This window comes from Nocardia harenae NBRC 108248, from assembly GCF_001612885.1.
Taxonomy (GTDB): domain Bacteria; phylum Actinomycetota; class Actinomycetes; order Mycobacteriales; family Mycobacteriaceae; genus Nocardia; species Nocardia harenae.
In genome coordinates, this window is record NZ_BDBH01000002.1 from 584590 (window position 1) to 604123 (window position 19534).

A 19534-nucleotide genomic window follows, 5' to 3' on the forward strand; every position below is an offset into this window, starting at 1 on the left:
GCTGCTCGGTCACGAAATCCGAGGCTACCGGGAGCCGTTCGGCCCGCCGCCCTCCGAGTCCTCCGCGCCGGGTGCGGGGGTACCGCTCGGCGCCACCGGCTGGCCGGGCAGCGGCCCCGCGTCCGGCTGGGACTGCTGCTGCTGCGGGCGCTGCTGCTGGGTCTGCGGCGCGACCCCCGGCACCGGGATGGTGATGCCGGGCAGGATCTCCACCTGCGAGGGGGTGATCACCACCGGCGGCATCGGCTCCTGCTCGGTGCTGGACGGCGCGGTGTACGGGGCGGTCCACTCGGGGACGCCTGCCTGGCCCTTGATCGGGGCGGGCTTCGGGAAGGTCTCGTTCGGCGTGCCCTTGAGCGCGCCGTCCATGGTCAGCTTCCAGATGTCCGAAGGCAGGCTGGAGCCGTAGATCATGGCGCCGCCGTAGTTGCGCAGCGCCGAGTTGTCGGTGCTGCCCACCCAGACCGCGGTGGCGAGCGACGGGGTGTACCCGACCATCCAGGTGTCCTTGTTCTCGCCGGTGTCGCCGAGCTGCGCGGTACCGGTCTTGGCCGCGGAATCGCGGCCGCCGGCCAGGCCGTGGTTGCGCGAGTAGGCGGCGATCGGCCTCATGGCCGCGGTGACATTGTCCGCCACCGCCGCCGAGATCCGCTGCTCACCGGGGACGTCGCCGCGGTCGAGCAGGGTGGTGCCGTCGGCGGCGACGACCTTGGAGACGAAGTGCGGCGTGTGGTACATCCCGGACGCGGCGAAGGTCGCGTACACCGACGCCATGTCGAGCACCCTGGCCTGGTACTGGCCGAGCACGATGCCGTTGTTCGGACCCGCGCCGTCCGGCTCGGTCAGCGTCTTGCCGACGCCGGGCAGCGACTCCGGGATGCCGAGCTTGTGCCCCATGTCGGCGATCTTCTGCGGGCCGTTCTGCATGTCCAGCTGCATGCGGTAGAAGCTGGTGTTCAGCGAGCGCTTGAGCGCCTCGGCGATGGTGCAGGTGCCGCACTGCTCGCCCTCGACGTTCGTGATCTTGATGCCGTTCACCGTCACCGGCGAGCTGTCGTACATCTGCGAGAGCGGGATGCCCTGCTCCAGGTTCGCGGCCAGCCCGATCGGCTTGAACGAGGAGCCGACCTGCAGCCCGGCATTGGCGAAATCGTAGCCCTGGCCGTCCTCGCCGCCGTAGTAGGCGCGGACCGCGCCGGTGCGCGGATCGATCGAGACGACCGCCGTGCGCAGCTGCTCCGGCTCGCCCTCCATCTTGGTGCGCGCCGCGTTCACCGCCGCCTCCTGCATCTGCGGATCGATGGTGGTGGTGATCTGCAGGCCGTCGGTGTTGAGCTGCTGCTCGCTGATGCCCGCGGCGGAGAGTTCGCGCAGTACCTGGGTCTTGATCAGCCCCTCCGGGCCCTGGTCCAGCTCGTTGTCCTGCAGCGATGCCAGCGGAACCACCGGCGGGTACTGCATGGACTGGCGCTCGGCGGCGGGCAGGTTGCCGCCCGCGACCATGCCGTCGAGCACGTAGTTCCAGCGGGTGTTGGCGCCCTCCGGGTTCTTCTCCGGGTCGAGCGCGGAGGGCAGCTGGATGGTGGCGGCGAGCACCGCGCCCTCGGCCACGGTCAGCTCCTGCACCGGCTTGCCGAAGTACGCCTTGGCGGCGGCATCGATGCCGTAGGCGCCGCGGCCGAAGTAGATGGTGTTCAGGTAGGCGGCGAGGATCTGCTCCTTGCTCCACTGGCGCGCCATCTTGGCCGAGATCACCAGCTCGCGCATCTTGCGGGTGAGCGACCGCTCGTCGCCGACCATGGCGTTCTTCACGTACTGCTGGGTAATGGTCGAGCCACCGCCCGCGCTCTCCTTGCCGAGCAGGTTGTCCCTGGCGGCGCGGGCGAAGCCGGAGAGCGAGAAGCCGGGGTTGGAGTAGTAGTCCCGGTCCTCGGCCGCGATCACGGCATTGCGCACGTGCGGCGGGATCTGGTCGATGCCGACCTCGGTGCGGTTGCCCTCCGGCGGGATCACCTTGCTGATCACGGTGCTGCCGTCGGAGCCGAAGATGGTGGCCACCTGGTTGGTCTCCAGGTCGCCCGGCCTGGGCACCGTGACCGTGCTGTAGGCGACGAGGAAGACCGCGCTCGGCACCACGATCATCAGCGCGACCAGCACGTAGAGGGTGCGTCGCACGATCTTCCACGGGAACTTCCGCTTGCGCCCGTCGCCGCCGCGGCCACCGCCCTTGCCGCCGCCGCGCCGGTTCGGCGGGCCGGGCGGGCCGCCCTGCCTGCTGCGCTCGCCGGTGGCGGTGCCGTCGCGGCGGACCGCGGTCCTGCCGCCGGTGCCCGCGGCGGTGCGGCGCGCAGGCTCGCCGGGGGCGGGCCGCCTGACGCCGTCGCTGGTGCCGGGGCGGGTGCGCTCGGCGCCGCCCGCGCGCTGCGCGGCCTCGCCGGGGCGCGCGATGCGCTGGGTGCGGTTGGCAGGGTCGCCGGGGGCGGGGATCGGCCCGGAGGGCATGCCGTCGCGGCGCGGCGGGCGGCCCGGCTGGCCCGGCGGTCTGGCGCCGGGCGCGGGGCGGCCGTTCGGCGGCGGGGCGCCAGGGGTGGAGCGGCCGTTCGGCGACGGGGCGCCAGGGGCGGTGCGGCTGCCCGGAGGAGGGCCGCCCTGGTACAGGCGACCGGGCGGCGGCCCCGGTCGCTGCCCTGGGGCGCCGCCCTGGCGCGGCGGCATCGGCCTGCCGTCCGGCGGCATCGGGCGCCCGGCGCCGGGCGGCGGGCCGCCGGGGCGCTGCGGCTGCGGCCTGGACTGGAAATCTTGGTGTGAACTGCGCTGCGTACGGCCGCCGTGCGGTTCTTCGCCGTAGGGGGAACGCTCGTAGGGCGAATTCACTGACAAAATCTCCGTTGCTCGTATCTGTGCACGCTCATGGCGTCGGGTTCACCGCTCGGCGGTGTCACGGCTCCTCCGCTGGCTGCGCGGACGAGCCGGTGCGCGGCTCATTCGGCCGCGCTGCGCCGGCCGGAGCCGGGCCGGTTCTCGCGGTTCCCGCCCGCGCCGGACCGGCCGCGCCGCGGCGCCGGATCGGTACCGAGGACGTACGACTGCACCAGGTGATTCCAGTGGCACGAGCGGCAGACCTCGACCACGTGCACCGAGAACTCCTCTTTGGTGTCGGCCAGCCTGGCCAGCTCCTCGGGCGTTCTGGCCGACCCCGCCGTCTGCCCGAGCCCGTCACCGTAGACCCAGGATACGAGCGTGAGCTGCTCTTTCCGGCAGATGGGGCAGGTGACCTCGCTGCCCCGGCCATGGAACTTCGCGGCCCGGAGGAGGTAGGGGTTCGCATCGCACACTTCGGCCACGGCGACCCGCCCCGCGTAGACGTCGGCGAGCAGCGACTTACGCCGGAGGGCGTAGTCGACCACCTGCCGCTGAATTCGCACGCCACCCAGAGTAGCGGTGCGGGGAAGCCCCCGCCCCGGCGCGGGCGGGGTCCCGGCGGCGGCAATCCACCGCCAACAGGCGCGTTTCCGGCCGCGACATTCTAGGATTCGGCTGTGTCAACCGCCGCATCCGGCCGCATGCGAGCGCGTGACCTCGATCGCGTGAACGCATCCGGGCTCCTGGACGCCGCCTACGCGGAGGGGCAGCTCGGCGGCGACGAGTATCACGATCGCGCCGCCGAGGTCGCCGCCGCCACCACGATCGGCGACCTGCGCGCGCTGGTCGACGATCTGCAATTGCCCGCGGCCAGGGTCAGGGCCGCCACCGAGGGGGTGCAGGCGGGCACCGGGTGGCGGCCGCTGCAGGGTGGCGCGGGCCACTACCCCGGCCGCACCCGCGCGCGGAACGCCGATCGCGAGCGCACCCGCGCGGTGCTCGACACCGCGCACGGCGAGGGGCAGCTCACTGCCGCCGAGCACGCCGAGCGGCTGGAGCTGCTCACCGCCGCCCGCTCGCTCGACGACCTCGCCGAACTCGTCGACGACCTGCAGCGCGTGCCCGGCCCCGGCCTCGCGCCCCGGCAGCCGCCCAGCTACCGGGGCAGGTTGCGGATAGCGCTGGTCACCGTGCTCGCGCTGGCCGCCGCCACCGGCGGCTTCCTGGTGACGCACCGCGACGAGGTCGAGCCGCCCCCGGTGTCGTACCCGGGGATCGCCGAGCTCGGCGCGGTCGAGCCCGTGGTGATCGCGACGCCATCGCTGGTCACCGCGGAGGGGCTGGCCGAGTTCCTGCGCCGGTACCGGGAGCAGTTCGGCGATCTACAGGTCGATGAGATCGACCTCTTCCCGGAGCACGCGAGCATCGCGCGGGCCCTCCCCGGCCAGCCGAATCGCCTGGCGCACTACACCTACCGCGGCGGTTTCGAGCAGGACCGGGACCTCACCACGCGCAAGACCGACACCCCCGTGGTCGACCTCGGCGTGCTCGACTCGGCGGGCATCGGCGCCGCGCTCGCCGCCGCCCCCGGCGCCGCGAACGTGCGCGACGGCGCGGTCTCGCACCTGAGCGTCGAGCCGGTCGCCACCGATTTCTACGCCAGGTACGGACTGCCGCGCGGTGTGATTTCGGTCGAGATCTCGGTGCGCAACGAGTTCTCCGAGTCCGGGCGGCTGCTGCTGGATCAGACCGGGCGGATCGCCAACGTCTGGCCGTTCGAGGAGTGAGGAGCGAGCGGATGGCGCAGCGAACCGACGGCGTCCGGGCGCGGGACCGGGACCGGGTGGATGCCTGCTCGGTGCTGGACGCCGCGCTGGCGGACGGCCAGCTGAGCGCCGCCGAGCACACCGCGCGCACCGCGACGGCCATGCGCGCGAAGTCCTTCGGCGAGCTGGACGCGCTCGTCGCGGACCTGCAGATCCCGGCGAACCTGGTGGACGCCCCGATCGTCCGGGTCGACCGGCGCACCCCGCGCCGCTGGCAGGTGCCGGTCGCAGTGCTCGCCTCCGCCGCCGCGCTCGGTTTGCTGACGGGTTTGCTGAGCAGCTGCGGTGGCCCCGGCGGCCCGGATGAGCAGCTGCCGGTGCTCACCAGCGGGGCGGGCATCGCCTACTTCCTCGCCGAGTACCGCGCCGAGTTCGGCGACACCGTCGCCGACGAGGTCACCTTCTACCCGGAGTACGTGCTGGTGGACCGGGCGCTGCCGGGCAGCCCGCAGAGCACCGCCGACTACCACTACGACGGCGGCTTCGGCCGGTACACCGCGAGCACCGGCCGCAAGCCGGACGAACCGACCCTCGATCTCGCCGAGCTCGACGTGCGGCGGCTGGCCGGGCTGCTCGGGGGCGCGCCGCAGACGGTCGGGCTGCCGGACGGCGTGATCAGCCACATCATCGTGGAGCGCGAGGCCGGGGCGCGCAGCGAGGCGGCGCCGATCGCCCGGATCTATGTGCGCAGCGCCGACAACCGCTCCGGCTACCTGGAGACCACGCTCGGCGGGGAACCGCTGGCAATCAATAAGCCCTCCTGACCTGCTGCTATTCCGCTTGCACAGGGCTACTGCGCGCAATGTTATATCGGCGCGATATAGTGGGAAGTCGCATCCATCGGTTAGATCTGTCGACAAGTCAGGGGGTGAGGCCCGATGCTCGAGCTGGCAATCCTCGGGCTGCTCCTGGACGCACCCATGCACGGCTACGAGCTGCGCAAGCGGCTGACCGGGCTGCTCGGGCCGTTCCGCGCGTTCTCCTACGGGTCGCTGTACCCCACCCTGCGGCGTATGCAGACGGATGGGCTGATCGCGGAGGAGAGCGTCACCGGCGCGACGATGCGGCGGGCGCGGCGCGTCTACCACCTGACTCCGGAGGGGCGGGAACGGTTCACCGAGCTGCTCGCCGACACCGGACCGCAGAACTACACCGATGACGGCTTCGGCGTGCACCTCGCCTTCTTCAGCCGCACCCCCGCCGAGGCGCGGATGCGGATTCTGGAGGGCAGGCGGCGCCAGGTCGAGGAGCGCCGAGAAGGACTCCGGGAGGCCATCAAGAAGGCTAGCGGCTCGCTCGATCGCTACACCCGGCAGCTCCATCAGCTCGGACTGGAATCGAGCGAGCGCGAAGTGCGCTGGCTCAACGAGTTGATTGCCGCAGAGCAATCGACGAAGGCGGCACCACAGAAAGAGGGAAATATCGGCCATGAGTGACATCGACAAGGCTGACAACGCCACCGAAGTACGCGTCGCCATCGTAGGTGTGGGCAACTGCGCCTCGTCGCTGGTCCAGGGCGTGCGGTACTACCAGGACGCGGACGAATCCTCGACCGTGCCCGGGCTGATGCACGTCAGGTTCGGTCCCTACCACGTGCGCGACGTGAAGTTCGTCGCCGCGTTCGACGTGGACGCCAAGAAGGTCGGCTTCGACCTGGCGGAGGCGATCTTCGCCAGCGAGAACAACACCATCAAGATCTCCGACGTGCCGCCGACCGACATCACGGTGCAGCGCGGCCCGACGCTGGACGGCATCGGCAAGTACTACGCCGAGACCATCGAGCTCTCCGAGGCCGAGCCGGTCGACGTCGTCAAGGCGCTGAAGGACGCGAAGGCCGACGTCCTCGTCTCCTACCTGCCGGTGGGTTCCGAGGAGGCCGACAAGTTCTACGCCCAGTGCGCCATCGACGCGGGCGTGGCCTTCGTCAACGCCCTGCCCGTCTTCATCGCCTCGGATCCGGTCTGGGCGCAGAAGTTCGTGGACGCCGGCGTCCCCATCGTCGGTGACGACATCAAGAGCCAGGTCGGCGCGACCATCACGCACCGCGTCATGGCGAAGCTCTTCGAGGACCGCGGCGTTCAGCTCGACCGCACCATGCAGCTCAATGTCGGCGGCAACATGGACTTCAAGAACATGCTCGAGCGCGAGCGCCTGGAGTCCAAGAAGATCTCCAAGACCCAGGCGGTGACCAGCAACCTGAAGAAGGAGCTCGGCGCCAACGACGTCCACATCGGCCCCTCCGACCACGTCGGCTGGCTCGACGACCGCAAGTGGGCCTACGTCCGCCTGGAGGGCAGGGCCTTCGGCGACGTGCCGCTGAACCTGGAGTACAAGCTCGAGGTCTGGGACTCCCCCAACTCGGCGGGCATCATCATCGATGCCGTCCGCGCCGCCAAGATCGCCAAGGACCGCGGCATCGGCGGCCCCGTCATCCCGGCCAGCGCCTACCTCATGAAGTCCCCCCCGAAGCAGCTCGCGGACGACGTAGCCCGCACCCAGCTCGAGGCCTTCATCATCGGCGCCGAGTAAGCGGTATACCTCTGGACAAAGCCCCCGTGCGAGGCCTCCCAGCCCCGCACGGGGGCGAGTCTTACGAGCCCCGTTCGCGGCCCGTCTCGCCGTTCAGCACTCGAAAGCGCATGCGCCGCAGGCGCGAGTCTCGAGTGCTGAACGGCGAGACTCCCTGGGGCCGCGAACACGCCCGGCGGAGCCGGGCAAATCAAACACAGCTGGTGAGATCACCCACTCAATCCAGTGACACGTACACCTCAACAGACGTAGGCCCGGTATACCGCTCCAACTCCGCGGTGTGCGACCGCGTAATGGTCCCCGCCGCCTCCGCTTTCGCCACCTGCGCCCAGGCTGTGCGCAGCAGGTCGTAAGGCTTGTCCGAGACGACGAACCGCGCGTACCGCCCCGACGGAATCCGGGTCACCACATCTCCCGGGTCCAGCTCCCCCAACCCGGAGACCTCGTACCCGAGCACCGCCACCGCGTGGTCGTTCTGCCCGATGTAGGCGGCGGCCCGCGAAACCGTCTTCTCTCGCGCCAGGTACCGATCCCAGGTGAAGTTCACCAGGTCCAGATCCCGGGCAGCCACCTCACGCCCCGTCAGCGGCACCGTGAGACCCGCGACCAGGATTTCGTCCAACGTGACCAGTTCGAAGTCCACAGCCATGTCCTACCTGTTCGCCTGTTCGTCGGCCAGCGCCACGAACACCTCGACGGTGCGGGCGTCCGGGTACTGCTCGACATCGCCGGTGTAGGAGCGCACCAGCTTGCCCGCGGCCTCGGCGTCCCAGACCGTGCGCCAGATGGAGACGATGGTGTCGCCGAGGTTCGCCCCGCTCGCGGTGAAGCGGGCGAAGCGTCCGGCTGGCACGCGGGCGAGCACGTCGCCGGGTTGCAGGTCGTCCAGGCCGCGGCAGCGGTAGCCGACTATGTGGGTGAGGTACGAGTTGATCTCGGGGGCGTGGTCGACGTAGGCCGTCGTCGGCGGGCCGGGGAGCCGGCGGGCGAGGTTGCGCTTCCACGCCTCTTCGACCTTCGCCCGCCGCGGCCCCTCGACCGCGAGCGCCGGGCTGCGAAGTACTGTTCCCGCCACCAGCGTCTCGGGACGGTCAACGACATTGAAATCCACCGGCGTAGCCCCTATGTCTCGTCTTTCGTCGTCGCTCGAGCGCTATCCTCCCGCATCGCCCGCCCGGCGACGCTGTCGGCCCCGCGCCCGGCGCGTCGTTCGCGGCTCGAGCCCTTCGTGCGGATTCGTCGCAGGTCGGCGCGGTTCCGGCCGGCCGAGACCACCGAGGTCCGGCCCATGCGTCGCTCTCACTCCGGTTAGCTCTCACTCTGGCCAACGATGCTGCCACGTCCGCGGTTCCGCGGGGACGGGGTAGGCGTAACCGTGATCTTGACTCGACACGTTCAGCGGCCGCTGAGACCGGGAAAGAGCTCGCCGGGCTGGGCGGGGCCGGAGGTGGCGGGTGGAATCACGATGAAGGGTGCCGCCGGCGTCGTGCTCGGCGCGGAGCTGGTTCCCGGCCCGAACATGCCGAATCCGCCGCCGGGGGCGGTGGGCTGCGGCGGCGCGGCGGCCGGGTCCGCGCCGGGGAACTGCTCGACGGGGGTGCCCGCGAGCGCGCCGTCCATGGTGTCCTTCCAGATGTCGGCGGGCAGCCCGGAGCCGTAGATGTCGCCGCCGCGGGCGGTGCGCAGCGGCTGCGGCAGGTCGGTGCCGACCCAGACCGCGGTGGCGAGCGCGGGGGTGAACCCGATCATCCACGCGTCCTTGTTGGCGGCGGTCTCGCCGAGCTGGGTGGTACCGGTCTTGGCGGCCGACGGCCTGCCATCGGCGAGCCCGTGGTTGTTCGAGTACCCGGCGACCGGGAGCATGGCGCGGACGGTGTTGTCGGCGATGGCGCGGGGGATGCGCTGTTCGCCGCGGCCGGGCTCGCCGCGGTCGAGCAGCACGTCGCCGCTGCCGGTCACCACCTTCTGCACGAAGTAGGGCGGGTGGTAGACCCCGCCCGCGGCGAGCGTGGCGTAGGCGGAGGCCATGTCGATCGGGCGCACCAGGTACTGGCCGAGCACGATGCCGTTGTAGGGCGGGGCGCCGTCCTCGGTGAGCGTCTTCCCGACGCCGGGCAGCTCCTCCGGGATGCCCGCCAGGTGCGCGGCGTCGGCGATCGAGCCGGGGCCGTCCGACATGGACATGGTGAGCCGGTAGTAGACGGTGTTGAGCGAGCGCTTCAGCGCCTCGGCGAGGCTGCACTTGCCGCAGCTCTCGCCGCCGACATTGGTGATGGTGGCGTTCCGGTCGGTGACCGGGCCGCTGTCGAAGGCGCGGGTGAGCGGAATGGCCTGCTGCTGCGCGGCGATGGCGGCGAAGACCTTGAAGGCGGAGCCGGTCTGCAGCGGGGCGTTCGCGAAGTCGTAGCCGGTGCCGTCGGCGCCGCCGTAGTAGGCGCGCACGGCGCCGGAGCGCGGATCGACGGAGACGACGGCGCCGCGCAGCTGCGGCGGCTGCGGGCCGAGCCGGTTCGCCACCGCGTCCAGCGCGGCCTGCTGCGCGCGGGCGTCGATGGTGGTGGTGATCTGCAGCGCTCCGGTGTTGAGCTGCTGCTCGTCGATGCCGGATTCGGCGAGTTCGCGCAGCACCTGGGTGCGGAGCAGCCCCTCCGGGCCGAGCGCGGTGCTGGTATCCGGGATGGCGGTGACCGGGATGATGTCCGGGAAGGTGGTGGCGTCGCGCTCGGCGGCGGTGAGCGTGCCGAGCTCGACCATGCCGTCGAGCACGTAGCGCCAGCGGTCGCGGAGCTGCGGCAGGTGCGTCTCCGGGGTCAGGATGGAGGGCGAGCGGATGACGGCGGCGAGCACCGCGCCCTCGGCGGTGGTCAGCTCCGGCACCGGCTTGCCGAAGTAATTGGTGGCGGCGGCGGCGATGCCGTACGCGCCGCGGCCGTAGTAGATGGTGTTCAGGTAGGCGGCGAGGATGTCGTCCTTGCTCCACTGCCGCGCCATCTTGGCGGCGATCACCAGCTCGCGCATCTTCCTGGTGACGGTGCGGTCGTGGCCGAGGAAGGCGTTCTTGACGTACTGCTGGGTAATGGTGGAGCCGCCGCCCGCGTTGTCGTGGCCGAGCAGGTTGTCCCGGACGGCGCGCAGGAAGCCGGAAATGGAGTAGCCGGGGTTGCGGTAGAAGTCGCGGTCCTCGGCGGCGAGCACGGCCTGCCGCACCGGGACCGGGACGTCGGCGAGCGGCGTCGGGGTGCGGTTGCCGGTGGGCGGGAGCACGGTCGCGAGCACGGTGCTGCCGTCCGCGGCCAGCACGGTGGCGATCCGGTCGGTCCGCGCGTCCTCCGGGCTCGGGATCTCGGCGCTCCAGTAGACCAGCACGAAGAGCAGCGCGGGGACGACGACGAAGACGACGGTGAGCGCGAGCAGCAACCGGCGCAGCCGCTGGGCCCGGGTGCGGTGCCGCCGGACCGGCGCGCCGGGCGGAGTGCCGCGCCGCGGGACAGCGGGGCCGGGGAGCGGCTTCCAGTGCGCTGTCTCGTCGTAGACCGGCGGCGGGCCGCTCCGGGGTGCGGGGGGCTCTTCGGACGAGCTCACGAGCCTCTCCTTCCGAAAGCGTCGGCGAACTCCCGGTGCGGCTACCCGCGAACCCCGCGGTGACGTCCCCCGACTTTACCCGCTGCGGCCGCCCCGATCAGCTCTTGACGCCGCCCGCGGTGAGCCCGGAGATGATCCGGCGCTGGAAGAGCAGCACCATGATCACCAGCGGCACCGTGACGATGGTGCCCGCCGCCATGATCGCCGCGTACGGCTGCACCAGCGGGTCGTTGCCGGAGAAGCGCGCGATGGCGACGGTCACCGGCTCGGTGCTGCCGTTGGAGAGCAGCCGGGCCAGCAGGTACTCGTTGACCGCCGCGATGAAGGCGAGGATCGCGGTGGTGAAGACCGCAGGCGCCGCCAGCGGCAGCATGACCAGCCGGAAGGCCTGCAGCTTGGTCGCGCCGTCGATCCGCGCGGCCTCCTCCAGCTCCCAGGGCAGCTCGGCGAAGAACGAGGCCAGGATGTACACCGTCATCGGCAGCACGAACGAGATGTTCGGGATGATCAGCGCCTGGTACTGCCCGATCCAGCCGATGTCGCTGAAGAGCTGGAAGAGCGGGGTCACCAGCACCACCACCGGGAACATGGAGGCGCTCAGGATCAGCCCGGAGACGATGTACTTGCCCCGGAACTGGATCCGGGCCAGCGCGTACGCCGCCAGGATGCCGAGGATCAGCGCCACCACCGTCGTGGCGAAGCCGATGATCACGCTGTTCAGCAGCGCCTTGCCGAAGTCGTTGCCGCGGGTGGTGTCGAACGCGTTGCGGAAGTTCTCCAGCGTCACGTGCGTCGGCCACGGGGTGTTCTCGAACTGGTAGGCCGGGTCGCGGAAGGCGGTGACCGTCATCCAGTAGAACGGCGCCAGCCCCCAGAGCAGCACGATCAGCGCGCCGAGGTAGAGCCGCACGGTGCCGAGCCGCTTGGTCCACGGCTGCCGGTGCGGAGCCGGAGGCCGGGCGGGGTCCGGCTTGCGGGTGTCGATGGCGGTGCTCATGACTTGCGCTGCTCCTCCTGCGTGCGGACGGCGTTCGCGCCGAGGACCTTCACCAGCACGAAGGCCACCGCGAAGATCATCAGGAAGGTGATCGTGGAGAGCGCGGCGGCGCTGTTCGGGCCCTGCCGCACCTGCTCGACCACCAGGATCGAGAGCGTCTTGGTGGCCGGGTTGCCCAGCGTCATGATCGCGGGCAGGTCGAACATGCGCAGCGCGTCCATGGTGCGGAAGAGCACCGCGACCAGCAGCGCCGGCTTGAGCAGCGGCAGCGTGATGTGCACGAAGCGCTGCCAGGCCGACGCACCGTCCACCTTGGCCGCCTCGTACACGTCGGCCGGGATCACCTGCAACCCGGCGAGCAGCAGCAGCGCCATGAACGGCGTGGTCTTCCAGACGTCGGCGGCGATCACCGCGAAGCGGGCGGGCCAGGCGTCCGAGGTCCAGAGGATCTCGGTGCCGAGGATCCGGTTCACCACGCCGTCGTACTGGAACATGAACTCCCAGAGCCGCGCGGTGACGGCGGTCGGGATGGCCCACGGAATGAGCACCGCGGCGCGCAGCAGCGCCCGGCCGCGGAAGGTCTTGCCCATCACCACGGCCATGGCGAGGCCGAGCACCACCTCCAGCGAGACGGTGACCACGGTGAAGAAGAGCGTGATCCCGACCGCCATCCAGAACTGCGAGCCGAGCGTGCCGGTGGGGCAGGGCACCACCCCGCCCGCGGCCTGGCACTGCTGCAGCAGCCAGTGCGTGTAGTTCGTGAAGCCGGCGCCGCCGCCCTCCACGAACATGCCGGTGGCCGGGTCGAGCCCCGCGTCCTTCTCGAAGGACATCCAGAGTGCCCGGAAGACCGGATAGCCGATGACCACCGTCAGCGCGGTCAGCACCGGGAGCACGAAGAGCCAGGCCCGGCGGGACTTCCGCCACTCCGTGGCCAGCGCCGCGCCGAAGCCGGGCTTGCGCTCCTCGGGCCGCGGCCGCTGTTCCTCGACCAGGGTGGCCGTTCCCGAAGGATCCGACACGTTCTCTCTCCTACGGGTCGTCGGTATGCCTGGCGTGATTCCGCCGGTCAGTTACCGGCGGTCTCGATGCCCTTCTGCATGCCGATGATCGCGTCGTCCACCGACTTGGTGCCGTTCAGCGCGGCGTAGGCATTGTCCTGCACGGCCTTCGACACCGCCGAGTAGAACGGGGTGACCGGGCGCGGCACCGCGCTCGCGATCGACTCCTTGAGCGCGGGCAGGTACGGCATCTGTGCGATCAGGGCGGGGTCGTCGTACATCGAGGCGCGCACCGAGGGCAGCGCGCCGGAGGCGACGATCTGCTGCGCCTCCTCCGAGATCAGGAAGCGCAGGAAGTCCAGCGAGGTCGCCTTGTTCTTGGAGAAGGCGCTGATCGCCGCGTTGTAGCCGCCGAGCGTCGAGGCGCCGACGCCGTTGTCGCCGGGCAGCGGGGCCACCCCGAACCTATCCTTGACCTGGGAGGCGTCGCCGCCCGCCTCACCGAAGAAGTACGGCCAGTTGCGCAGGAAGAGCAGGTTGCCGCTGGCGAAGGCGTTGCCGCTCTCCGGCTCCTTGAAGGTGATCGCCTCACGCGGGATGTCGCCCGCCTTGTAGGCGTCGACCAGCGTGTTCAGGCCGGCGCGGGCCTGCGGGCTGTCCACCGTCGGGGTCTTGCCGTCCGGGCCGACGAAGGTGCCACCGTAGGCATTGATCACCTCGGCGGTGTTCACCGTGAGGCCCTCGTAGGGGGCGAGCTGGCCGGCGTAGCAGCCGATGTTGTTGTCCCGCGCCACCTGGCACTGGCCGAGCATCTCGGTCCAGGTGCGCGGCGGGGTGGGGACCAGGTCCTTGCGGTAGAAGAGCAGGCCGCCGTTGGTGTTTCGGGGCGCGGCGTAGAGCGTGCCGTTGTAGGTGGCGCTCGCGACCGTGGGGGAGAGCAGCGCGGCGGTGTCGATGGCGAAGTTGTCCTTCAGCGGCTGGATCCAGCCCTTGGCCGCGAACTCCGCGGTCCACGGCACGTCGAGCGCGACGACGTCGTACCCGGACTGCTTCGAGCGCATGTGCTCGACCAGGTCGTCGTACTGCTGGTTGGCGTCGTTGGACTGCTCCTTGAACGTCACCTGCTCGTTCGGGTGGGTGGCGTTCCAGCGTTCGATGATCTGCTTCACCACCCCGGTCTCGGTGGTGTCCTTGCCCTCCACGTAGGTGATGGGGCCGCGGCCGTCCAGATTCTCCGAGGTCGGATTGCCGCTGTCGCCGCTGGAGCAGCCCGCGGCCATGGTCGCGGTGAGCAGCGCCGCGGAGGCGATCGCCAGCGACGCCCGCGGTACGAGCGACGAACGAAGGGACGACACCTGCTTCAAAGCCATCGCGAACACTCCCGGGTCGAGACGTGAGCGGCGGCACATCAGCCGACGCACAAGGCAAGATACATGGTGTTCACCGGGAGCGCTGGAGCGCATTCCCCTTCGGCCCCGCTCGCTAGGCTGGCCAGGATGACTTCGCCGAACGCGGTTCCGGACCGGATGCTCACCCGGATCGGCGGCCTGCTGCGGCAGGCCGAGTCCACCGACAACGAGCACGAGGCCGAGGCGTTCCTGGCCGCCGCGCAGCGGCTGGCCACCCGCTCCTCGATCGACCTCGCCGTCGCCCGCGCGCACGTGGCGGGCAGGCAGCGGCGCGCCACGCCGATCCAGCGAGTGATTCCGATCGGCGAGCCGGGCCGGAAAGGTCTGCGCACGTACGTGCAGCTGTTCGTCGCCATCGCCGCGGCCAACGATGTGCGCTGCGATGTCGCGCGCACCTCCACCCAGGTCTACGCCTACGGCTTCGCCGGCGACATCGACGTCTGCGAGGCGCTGTACACCAGCCTGCTGGTGCAGATGGTGCGGGCCAGCGACCAGTACATCAAGTCCGGCGGCTACCGCTCGGCCACCGTCGAGAAGGTGGTGGTGCAGAAGCGGCTCGGGCGCACCGTGCGCCGCCGGGTCGCGGCGCCGGTCGCGCCGGTGACCGCGCGGCTCAACTTCCAGGCGGCGTTCGCGGCGCGGGTCGGCAAGCGGCTCGCCGAGGTCAAGGCCGAGGTGGTGCGGGACGCCGCGCCCGCCGAGGCCGGTGCGCCAGGCACCGCGCTCGCGCTGCGCGAGAAGGAGCTGGAGCTCACCGACTTCTACCGCAGGACCTCCGAGGCCAGGGGCACCTGGCGCGGCGCCGCTGCCTCGCTCACCCCGTCCGCCGACGCGCGCAGGGCCGGTGACCGCGCGGGCCGGGTGGCGCGGCTCGGCACCGCGCCCGAACTCGGCGCCCCGCGCGGCGAGCTGCCCGCGCCGTGACCGCGCGGGTTGTGCGGCGCTCCGCCGTCGACGAGGCGCCGTGACCGCGCGGGATATGCGGCGCTCCGCCGTCGACGGGACGCCGTGATCGCGCGGGTTGTGCGGCGCTCCGCCGTCGACGAGGCGCCGTGACCGCGCGCGATAGCCAGCGTGGCGCCGTCTACGACGCGGAGCAGCTGGTGCGCGGCGCCTTCGAGCGCGCCGACGAGTTCGGCAACCGCACCGTGGAGGTGTTCGGCTCGCAGCTCACGCTGCCGGTGGAGCGGCGGTTCGGGTCGGTGGAGTCGGTGGCCGGGTACGTCGAGCGGGTGCTGGCGCTGAACTGGGTGCGGGCGGGGTGGGAGCGGGCGGCGGTTCCGGTCCGGGTGCGGGCCAGGCGCGGGGCGTCCGCGGCGCACTACGAGCCCGACGGCGCGGTGCTCGCGGTGCCGTTCGAGCGGGTGTGGGCGCTGCGCGAGCTGGTGGTGCTGCACGAGCTGGCGCACCACCTGGCGCCGTCCGCCGAGCCCGCGCACGGCCCCGCCTTCTGCGCCCGCTACCTGGCGCTCGTGGACGGGGTGATCGGGCCGGAGGCGGCGCTGCTGCTGCGTTCGGCGCTGCACGGCACCGGGGCCAGGATCGGGTGAGGGAGCCGCCCGGCGGGTTCGTGCGGCGCGCACGGCCCGGCCGGAACCGGTAACCGATCTGTCCGTAACTGTCCGGTATCCGCCGGATCGGTCTATCCCCCGACCAGCGCGCGCACCCGCTCCAGCCGATCGAGCCACCACCGGGTGCGCTCCGGGTCCGGGTGCCGGTAGCGCTCGAGCAGTTCCGGGTCCGGGGTCGGCGGCACGGCGGGCACCTCCAGGAATCCGTTCTCCGGCAGCACCGGCTCGGCCAGCACATCCCCGGTGAAGAGCGCGCCGGTGCCGAGCCCGCAGGCGTAATCCAGCTCCGGCAGCGCCCCGGCCAGCGCCAGCTGCGCCCCGAGCCCGACCCCGGTCTCCAGCGCCGACGACACCACGCACGGCAGCCCCGCCGCCTCCGCCACCCGCAGCGCCCGCCGCACCCCGCCCAGCGGCGTGCACTTGATCACCGCGATATCGGCGGCCCCCGCCACCGCCACCCGCAGCGGATCCTCCGCGCGCCGAATGGATTCGTCCGCCGCGATCGGCACCGTGACCCGGCGGCGCACCGCCGCGAGCTCCTCGATGGTGCGGCACGGCTGCTCCACGTACTCCAGCCCGCCCGCCGCCCGATCCAGCGCCCCGATCCGGCCGACCGCGGTCTCCACGTCCCACACCGCGTTCGCATCGACCCGCACCGCGCCGCCCGGCCCGAGCGCCGCCCGCACCGCCTCGACCCGCGCGATGTCCTCCGCGAGCGAGTCCGGGTGGTCGGCGACCTTCACCTTGGCCGTGCCGCAGCCGGATTCGGCCACGATGCGGTGCGCCCGCTCCGGCTCGACCGCGGGCACGATGCAGTTCACCGGAATCCGCCTCCGCACCGCCGCCGGCCACCCCTCGTTCGCCTGCTCCAGCGCGGTGGCCAGCCAGTTCGCCGCCTCCCGGTCGTCGTACTCGGGGAACGGGCAGAACTCCCCCCAGCCGCGCGGCCCCTGCACCAGCACGCCCTCACGCACGGTGATCCCGCGGAACCGGGTGCGCAGCGGAATCGCGTAAACCAGCATGCCCGGATTCTGCCCCAGCACCGGAAACTCCCCGCCCCACCTGAGTAGTTTCCCGGTACCCGCGCCCCGCGCCCGCGACCAGTATCGATGCATGATGACCGCTTATCCGGACCCGCGGTACGACGCTATGCCGCCCCCGCCGCCGAGGAAGCAGCTGAATCCGCTGGATGTGACGCTCGGGGTGGTTCTGTACTCGGTCGCGCTGGTCCTCGCCGCCTGCTCCGCCTACGCGACGATCTTCTTCGCCTTTGCCGCCGACTCCTGCAGCTACGACGGCAAGAGCTGCGATTATGTCGGCTCGGGAATGGGCGTCGCCTGGGGCAGCGCGGCGCTCACCGTCGTCATCGGCGCCGTCATGCTGCCGATCGCCGCCTGGCGCCGCTGGCCGCTCTGGATCTGGGGCGTGATCCCGCTGATCGTCGTCGTGGGCGGCTTCCTCTGGGGCTACAGCATCGTCTCGGCGGGCTTCTCGGCGTGACCGGCGTCGGGTGGCGGGCCGCCGCGGTAGCCGTGCCAACGCTGCTCGCCGCTGCCCTTCGCGGTGTGCGCGCGGCGATTTCGGGTCATGCTGAAGGGGAAGGGGGGCGACATGGCACGGTTCGACAAGCGGCGACCGGAGTGGCGCGACCCCCGCCCGGCGTCCCCTTTCGACCTGCTGCGCACCGTCGCGGGCGCCCTGCTCGCGCTCCTGGTGGCCGGGCTCGCCGTCGCCCTGGTCCCGCTCTACGGCCTCTTCGCCGACGAGAAGCGGGACGGCCTCGGCGAGGTCTGGCCCGCGGCGCTCATCGCCTGGGGCGGGCTGGTGTTCGCGGCGGTGGTCGCCGTGTCACACGTGTGGGAGCGAGTGCGGTACGGCAGGCCGATCGGCTGGGGCCCCGTGGTCGCCGTCCCGGTGATCGTCGAGGCCTGGCTGCTCGGCCTGGTATTCGCACTCGCCCTCGGTGAACTGCGCTGAGGGTTACAGGGTTTCGAGGATCATGGCGTTCGCCAGCCCGCCCGCCTCACACATGGTCTGCAACCCGTACCGCCCGCCGCGCTCGCGCAGCGCGTGCACCAGCGTGGTGGTGAGCCGCGCGCCGGAGGCGCCGAGCGGATGGCCGAGCGCGATGGCGCCGCCGTTCACGTTGACCTTGGCGAGGTCGGCCCCGGTGTCGTCGGCCCAGGCCAGCACCACCGAGGAGAACGCCTCGTTGATCTCGACCAGGTCCATATCGGCCAGCTCCAGCCCGGCCCGGCTCAGTACCTTGCGGGTCGCCGGGATGACGGCGGTGAGCATGAGCAGCGGATCGTCGCCCGCCACGGCGAAGCTGTGCAGCCGGGCCAGCGGGGTGAGTCCCAGCTCGGCGGCCTTGGCGCCGCTCATGATGAGCACCGCCGCGCTGCCGTCGTTGATCTGGCTGGCATTGGCCGCGGTGATGTTCCAGCCGATCTCCGGGAAGCGCGCCGCGACCGCCTCGTCGTAGTAGGCCGGGCGCAGCCCGCCGAGCAACTCCAGGCTGCTGCCGGTGCGAATGCCCTCGTCGGTGGCGAGCCCCGCCAGCGGCGCGAGCTCGGCCGCGAAAGCGCCGTTCTTGGTGGCCAGTGCCGCCCGCTCATGGCTGGCCAGCGCGAACTCGTCCAGCCGGGTGCGGCTCAGCCCCCAGCGCGCGGCGATCAGCTCGGCGCTGATGCCCTGCCCGACCAGCCCCTCCGGATAGCGGTCGGCGAAGCCGACGCCCAGGATGTCGTCGGCGCCCTGCACGCTCGCGCCCATCGGCACCCGGCTCATGGACTCCACCCCGGCCGCGATCACCACGTCGTAGGCGCCGGAGATCACGCCCTGCGCCGCGAAGTGCACCGCCTGCTGGCTGCTGCCGCACTGCCGGTCCACCGTGGTGGCGGGCACCGCCTCCGGGAACCCGGCCGCCAGCACCGCCCTGCGCGTGATGTTCACGCTCTGCTCGCCGGACTGCGTCACCACCCCGCCGATGACGTCGTCCACCAGGGCCGGATCGATCCCCGCCCGGTGCACCACCTCGCGCAGCGAATGGGCGAGCAGATCGACCGGATGTACCCCGTGCAGCGCGCCCGTCGGCTTGCCCTTGCCGATCGGAGTGCGGACCGCTTCGACGATGACTGCGTCTCGCATCGTGCTTCCTTCCGTCCGGGGAGCCGTCTGGCTCTACCTCGACATAGCCAAGTCTCCACTCTGGCAATAGTCCGGTCAAGTCAGCGGGGGTATGATGTGCGCCATGGCAGCCGTGATGGAAGGACCTCTCGCCGATCTCGCCGCCTGGCGGCCGACCGAGTGCTCGATCGCCAAGGCGCTGGACATCGTCGGCACCCGGTCGGCGGTGCTCATCATGCGCGAGGCGTATTACGGCACCACCCGCTTCGACGGGTTCGCCGCTCGGGTCGGGATCACCGACGCGGCCGCGGCTTCGCAGTTGCGCAAACTCGTCGCCGCGGGGTTGCTCGCCAAGGAGCCGTATCGGGAGGAGGGGCAGCGGACTCGGCACGAGTACGTGCTCACCCCGATGGGTCGGGATCTGCTTCCCGCCGTGCTCGCGCTCCAGCAGTGGGGGGATCGGTACCTACAGCCCGGACCTGCGCCGTTGCTGCTTGTCGAGGCGGCGACGGGGGAGTCGGTGCGGGTGGAGGTGCGCAGTGGGTCCGGGGCGGAGATCGGGTTGGAGGAACTGGGGGTTCAATTGAACGAGGAGTTCGTCCGGAAGTGCCGCCTGTGATCCCTTAAC

Annotated in this window: 19 protein-coding genes; 9 read left to right on the top strand and 10 right to left on the bottom strand. The window is 71.5% G+C overall.

What is annotated here, in order from left to right:
- Positions 1–24: 24 nt before the first annotated feature.
- The gene (locus NH2_RS05520) at positions 25–2502 is read right to left on the bottom strand and encodes a transglycosylase domain-containing protein (protein WP_439951736.1); all 2478 of its coding nucleotides are present in this window, start codon (positions 2500–2502) and stop codon (positions 25–27) included.
- 479 nt (positions 2503–2981) lie between these two features.
- The gene (locus tag NH2_RS05525; protein WP_067649027.1) at positions 2982–3407 is read right to left on the bottom strand and encodes a DUF5318 family protein; all 426 of its coding nucleotides are present in this window, start codon (positions 3405–3407) and stop codon (positions 2982–2984) included.
- A gap of 156 nt (positions 3408–3563) precedes the next feature.
- Here NH2_RS05525 and NH2_RS05530 point away from each other — a divergent pair, with 156 nt between their 5' ends.
- The 4 genes from NH2_RS05530 (at position 3564) to NH2_RS05545 (ending at position 7217) form a co-directional block, all read left to right on the top strand.
- Entirely contained in the window at positions 3564–4649 is a 1086-nt protein-coding gene (locus NH2_RS05530) for a DUF1707 SHOCT-like domain-containing protein (protein ID WP_084505231.1), read from the top strand.
- 11 nt (positions 4650–4660) lie between these two features.
- Positions 4661–5452 carry a DUF1707 SHOCT-like domain-containing protein gene (locus NH2_RS05535; RefSeq protein ID WP_067649033.1) on the top strand — a complete coding sequence of 264 codons (792 nt, stop codon included), beginning with the start codon at positions 4661–4663 and terminating at the stop codon, positions 5450–5452.
- Positions 5453–5566: 114 nt separating this feature from the next.
- Positions 5567–6124, top strand: a complete 558-nt coding sequence (locus NH2_RS05540) for a PadR family transcriptional regulator (RefSeq protein WP_067649036.1) — start codon at positions 5567–5569, stop codon at positions 6122–6124.
- The gene (locus NH2_RS05545; protein ID WP_067649038.1) at positions 6117–7217 is read left to right on the top strand and encodes an inositol-3-phosphate synthase; all 1101 of its coding nucleotides are present in this window, start codon (positions 6117–6119) and stop codon (positions 7215–7217) included. Before NH2_RS05540 ends, NH2_RS05545 begins: the two co-directional genes overlap by 8 nt.
- Before the next feature lie 217 nt (positions 7218–7434).
- On the opposite strand, the gene NH2_RS05550 is transcribed toward NH2_RS05545, so the two are convergent.
- The 6 genes from NH2_RS05550 to NH2_RS05575 form a co-directional block, all read right to left on the bottom strand.
- Entirely contained in the window at positions 7435–7866 is a 432-nt protein-coding gene (locus NH2_RS05550; RefSeq protein ID WP_245650434.1) for a GyrI-like domain-containing protein, read from the bottom strand.
- Positions 7867–7869: 3 nt separating this feature from the next.
- Positions 7870–8328 carry a GyrI-like domain-containing protein gene (locus NH2_RS05555; protein WP_067649041.1) on the bottom strand — a complete coding sequence of 153 codons (459 nt, stop codon included), beginning with the start codon at positions 8326–8328 and terminating at the stop codon, positions 7870–7872.
- A 284-nt stretch (positions 8329–8612) separates the two neighbouring features.
- Positions 8613–10799: a transglycosylase domain-containing protein gene (locus tag NH2_RS05560; protein ID WP_084505232.1), complete on the bottom strand. Its 2187-nt coding sequence runs from the start codon at positions 10797–10799 to the stop codon at positions 8613–8615.
- Positions 10800–10896: 97 nt separating this feature from the next.
- Entirely contained in the window at positions 10897–11796 is a 900-nt protein-coding gene (locus NH2_RS05565; RefSeq protein WP_084505233.1) for a carbohydrate ABC transporter permease, read from the bottom strand.
- Positions 11793–12818: a carbohydrate ABC transporter permease gene (locus NH2_RS05570; RefSeq protein ID WP_067649045.1), complete on the bottom strand. Its 1026-nt coding sequence runs from the start codon at positions 12816–12818 to the stop codon at positions 11793–11795. Before NH2_RS05570 ends, NH2_RS05565 begins: the two co-directional genes overlap by 4 nt.
- Positions 12819–12865: 47 nt before the next feature.
- Positions 12866–14167 carry an ABC transporter substrate-binding protein gene (locus NH2_RS05575; protein WP_067649419.1) on the bottom strand — a complete coding sequence of 434 codons (1302 nt, stop codon included), beginning with the start codon at positions 14165–14167 and terminating at the stop codon, positions 12866–12868.
- Between the two features lie 126 nt (positions 14168–14293).
- Here NH2_RS05575 and NH2_RS05580 point away from each other — a divergent pair, with 126 nt between their 5' ends.
- Together NH2_RS05580 and NH2_RS05585 are read left to right on the top strand one after the other, a co-directional pair.
- Complete coding sequence (locus NH2_RS05580) at positions 14294–15130, top strand: DUF2786 domain-containing protein (protein ID WP_245650435.1); 837 nt, start codon at positions 14294–14296, stop codon at positions 15128–15130.
- Positions 15131–15258: 128 nt separating this feature from the next.
- Positions 15259–15756: a TIGR04338 family metallohydrolase gene (locus tag NH2_RS05585; protein WP_067649050.1), complete on the top strand. Its 498-nt coding sequence runs from the start codon at positions 15259–15261 to the stop codon at positions 15754–15756.
- A 92-nt stretch (positions 15757–15848) separates the two neighbouring features.
- Here NH2_RS05585 and NH2_RS05590 read toward each other — a convergent pair whose 3' ends face one another.
- Entirely contained in the window at positions 15849–16799 is a 951-nt protein-coding gene (locus NH2_RS05590; RefSeq protein WP_067649423.1) for an o-succinylbenzoate synthase, read from the bottom strand.
- A 91-nt stretch (positions 16800–16890) separates the two neighbouring features.
- Here NH2_RS05590 and NH2_RS05595 point away from each other — a divergent pair, with 91 nt between their 5' ends.
- Both NH2_RS05595 and NH2_RS05600 read left to right on the top strand, forming a co-directional pair.
- A complete protein-coding gene (locus tag NH2_RS05595) occupies positions 16891–17277 on the top strand; it encodes a hypothetical protein (protein WP_157103605.1) in 387 nt (128 codons plus the stop codon).
- Between the two features lie 111 nt (positions 17278–17388).
- A complete protein-coding gene (locus NH2_RS05600) occupies positions 17389–17754 on the top strand; it encodes a hypothetical protein (protein ID WP_157103606.1) in 366 nt (121 codons plus the stop codon).
- Positions 17755–17757: 3 nt separating this feature from the next.
- On the opposite strand, the gene NH2_RS05605 is transcribed toward NH2_RS05600, so the two are convergent.
- A complete protein-coding gene (locus NH2_RS05605; protein WP_067649060.1) occupies positions 17758–18927 on the bottom strand; it encodes a thiolase family protein in 1170 nt (389 codons plus the stop codon).
- Between the two features lie 91 nt (positions 18928–19018).
- On the opposite strand from NH2_RS05605, the gene NH2_RS05610 reads away from it, so the two are divergent.
- Positions 19019–19525, top strand: a complete 507-nt coding sequence (locus tag NH2_RS05610) for a winged helix-turn-helix transcriptional regulator (protein ID WP_157103607.1) — start codon at positions 19019–19021, stop codon at positions 19523–19525.
- Positions 19526–19534: the final 9 nt, after the last annotated feature.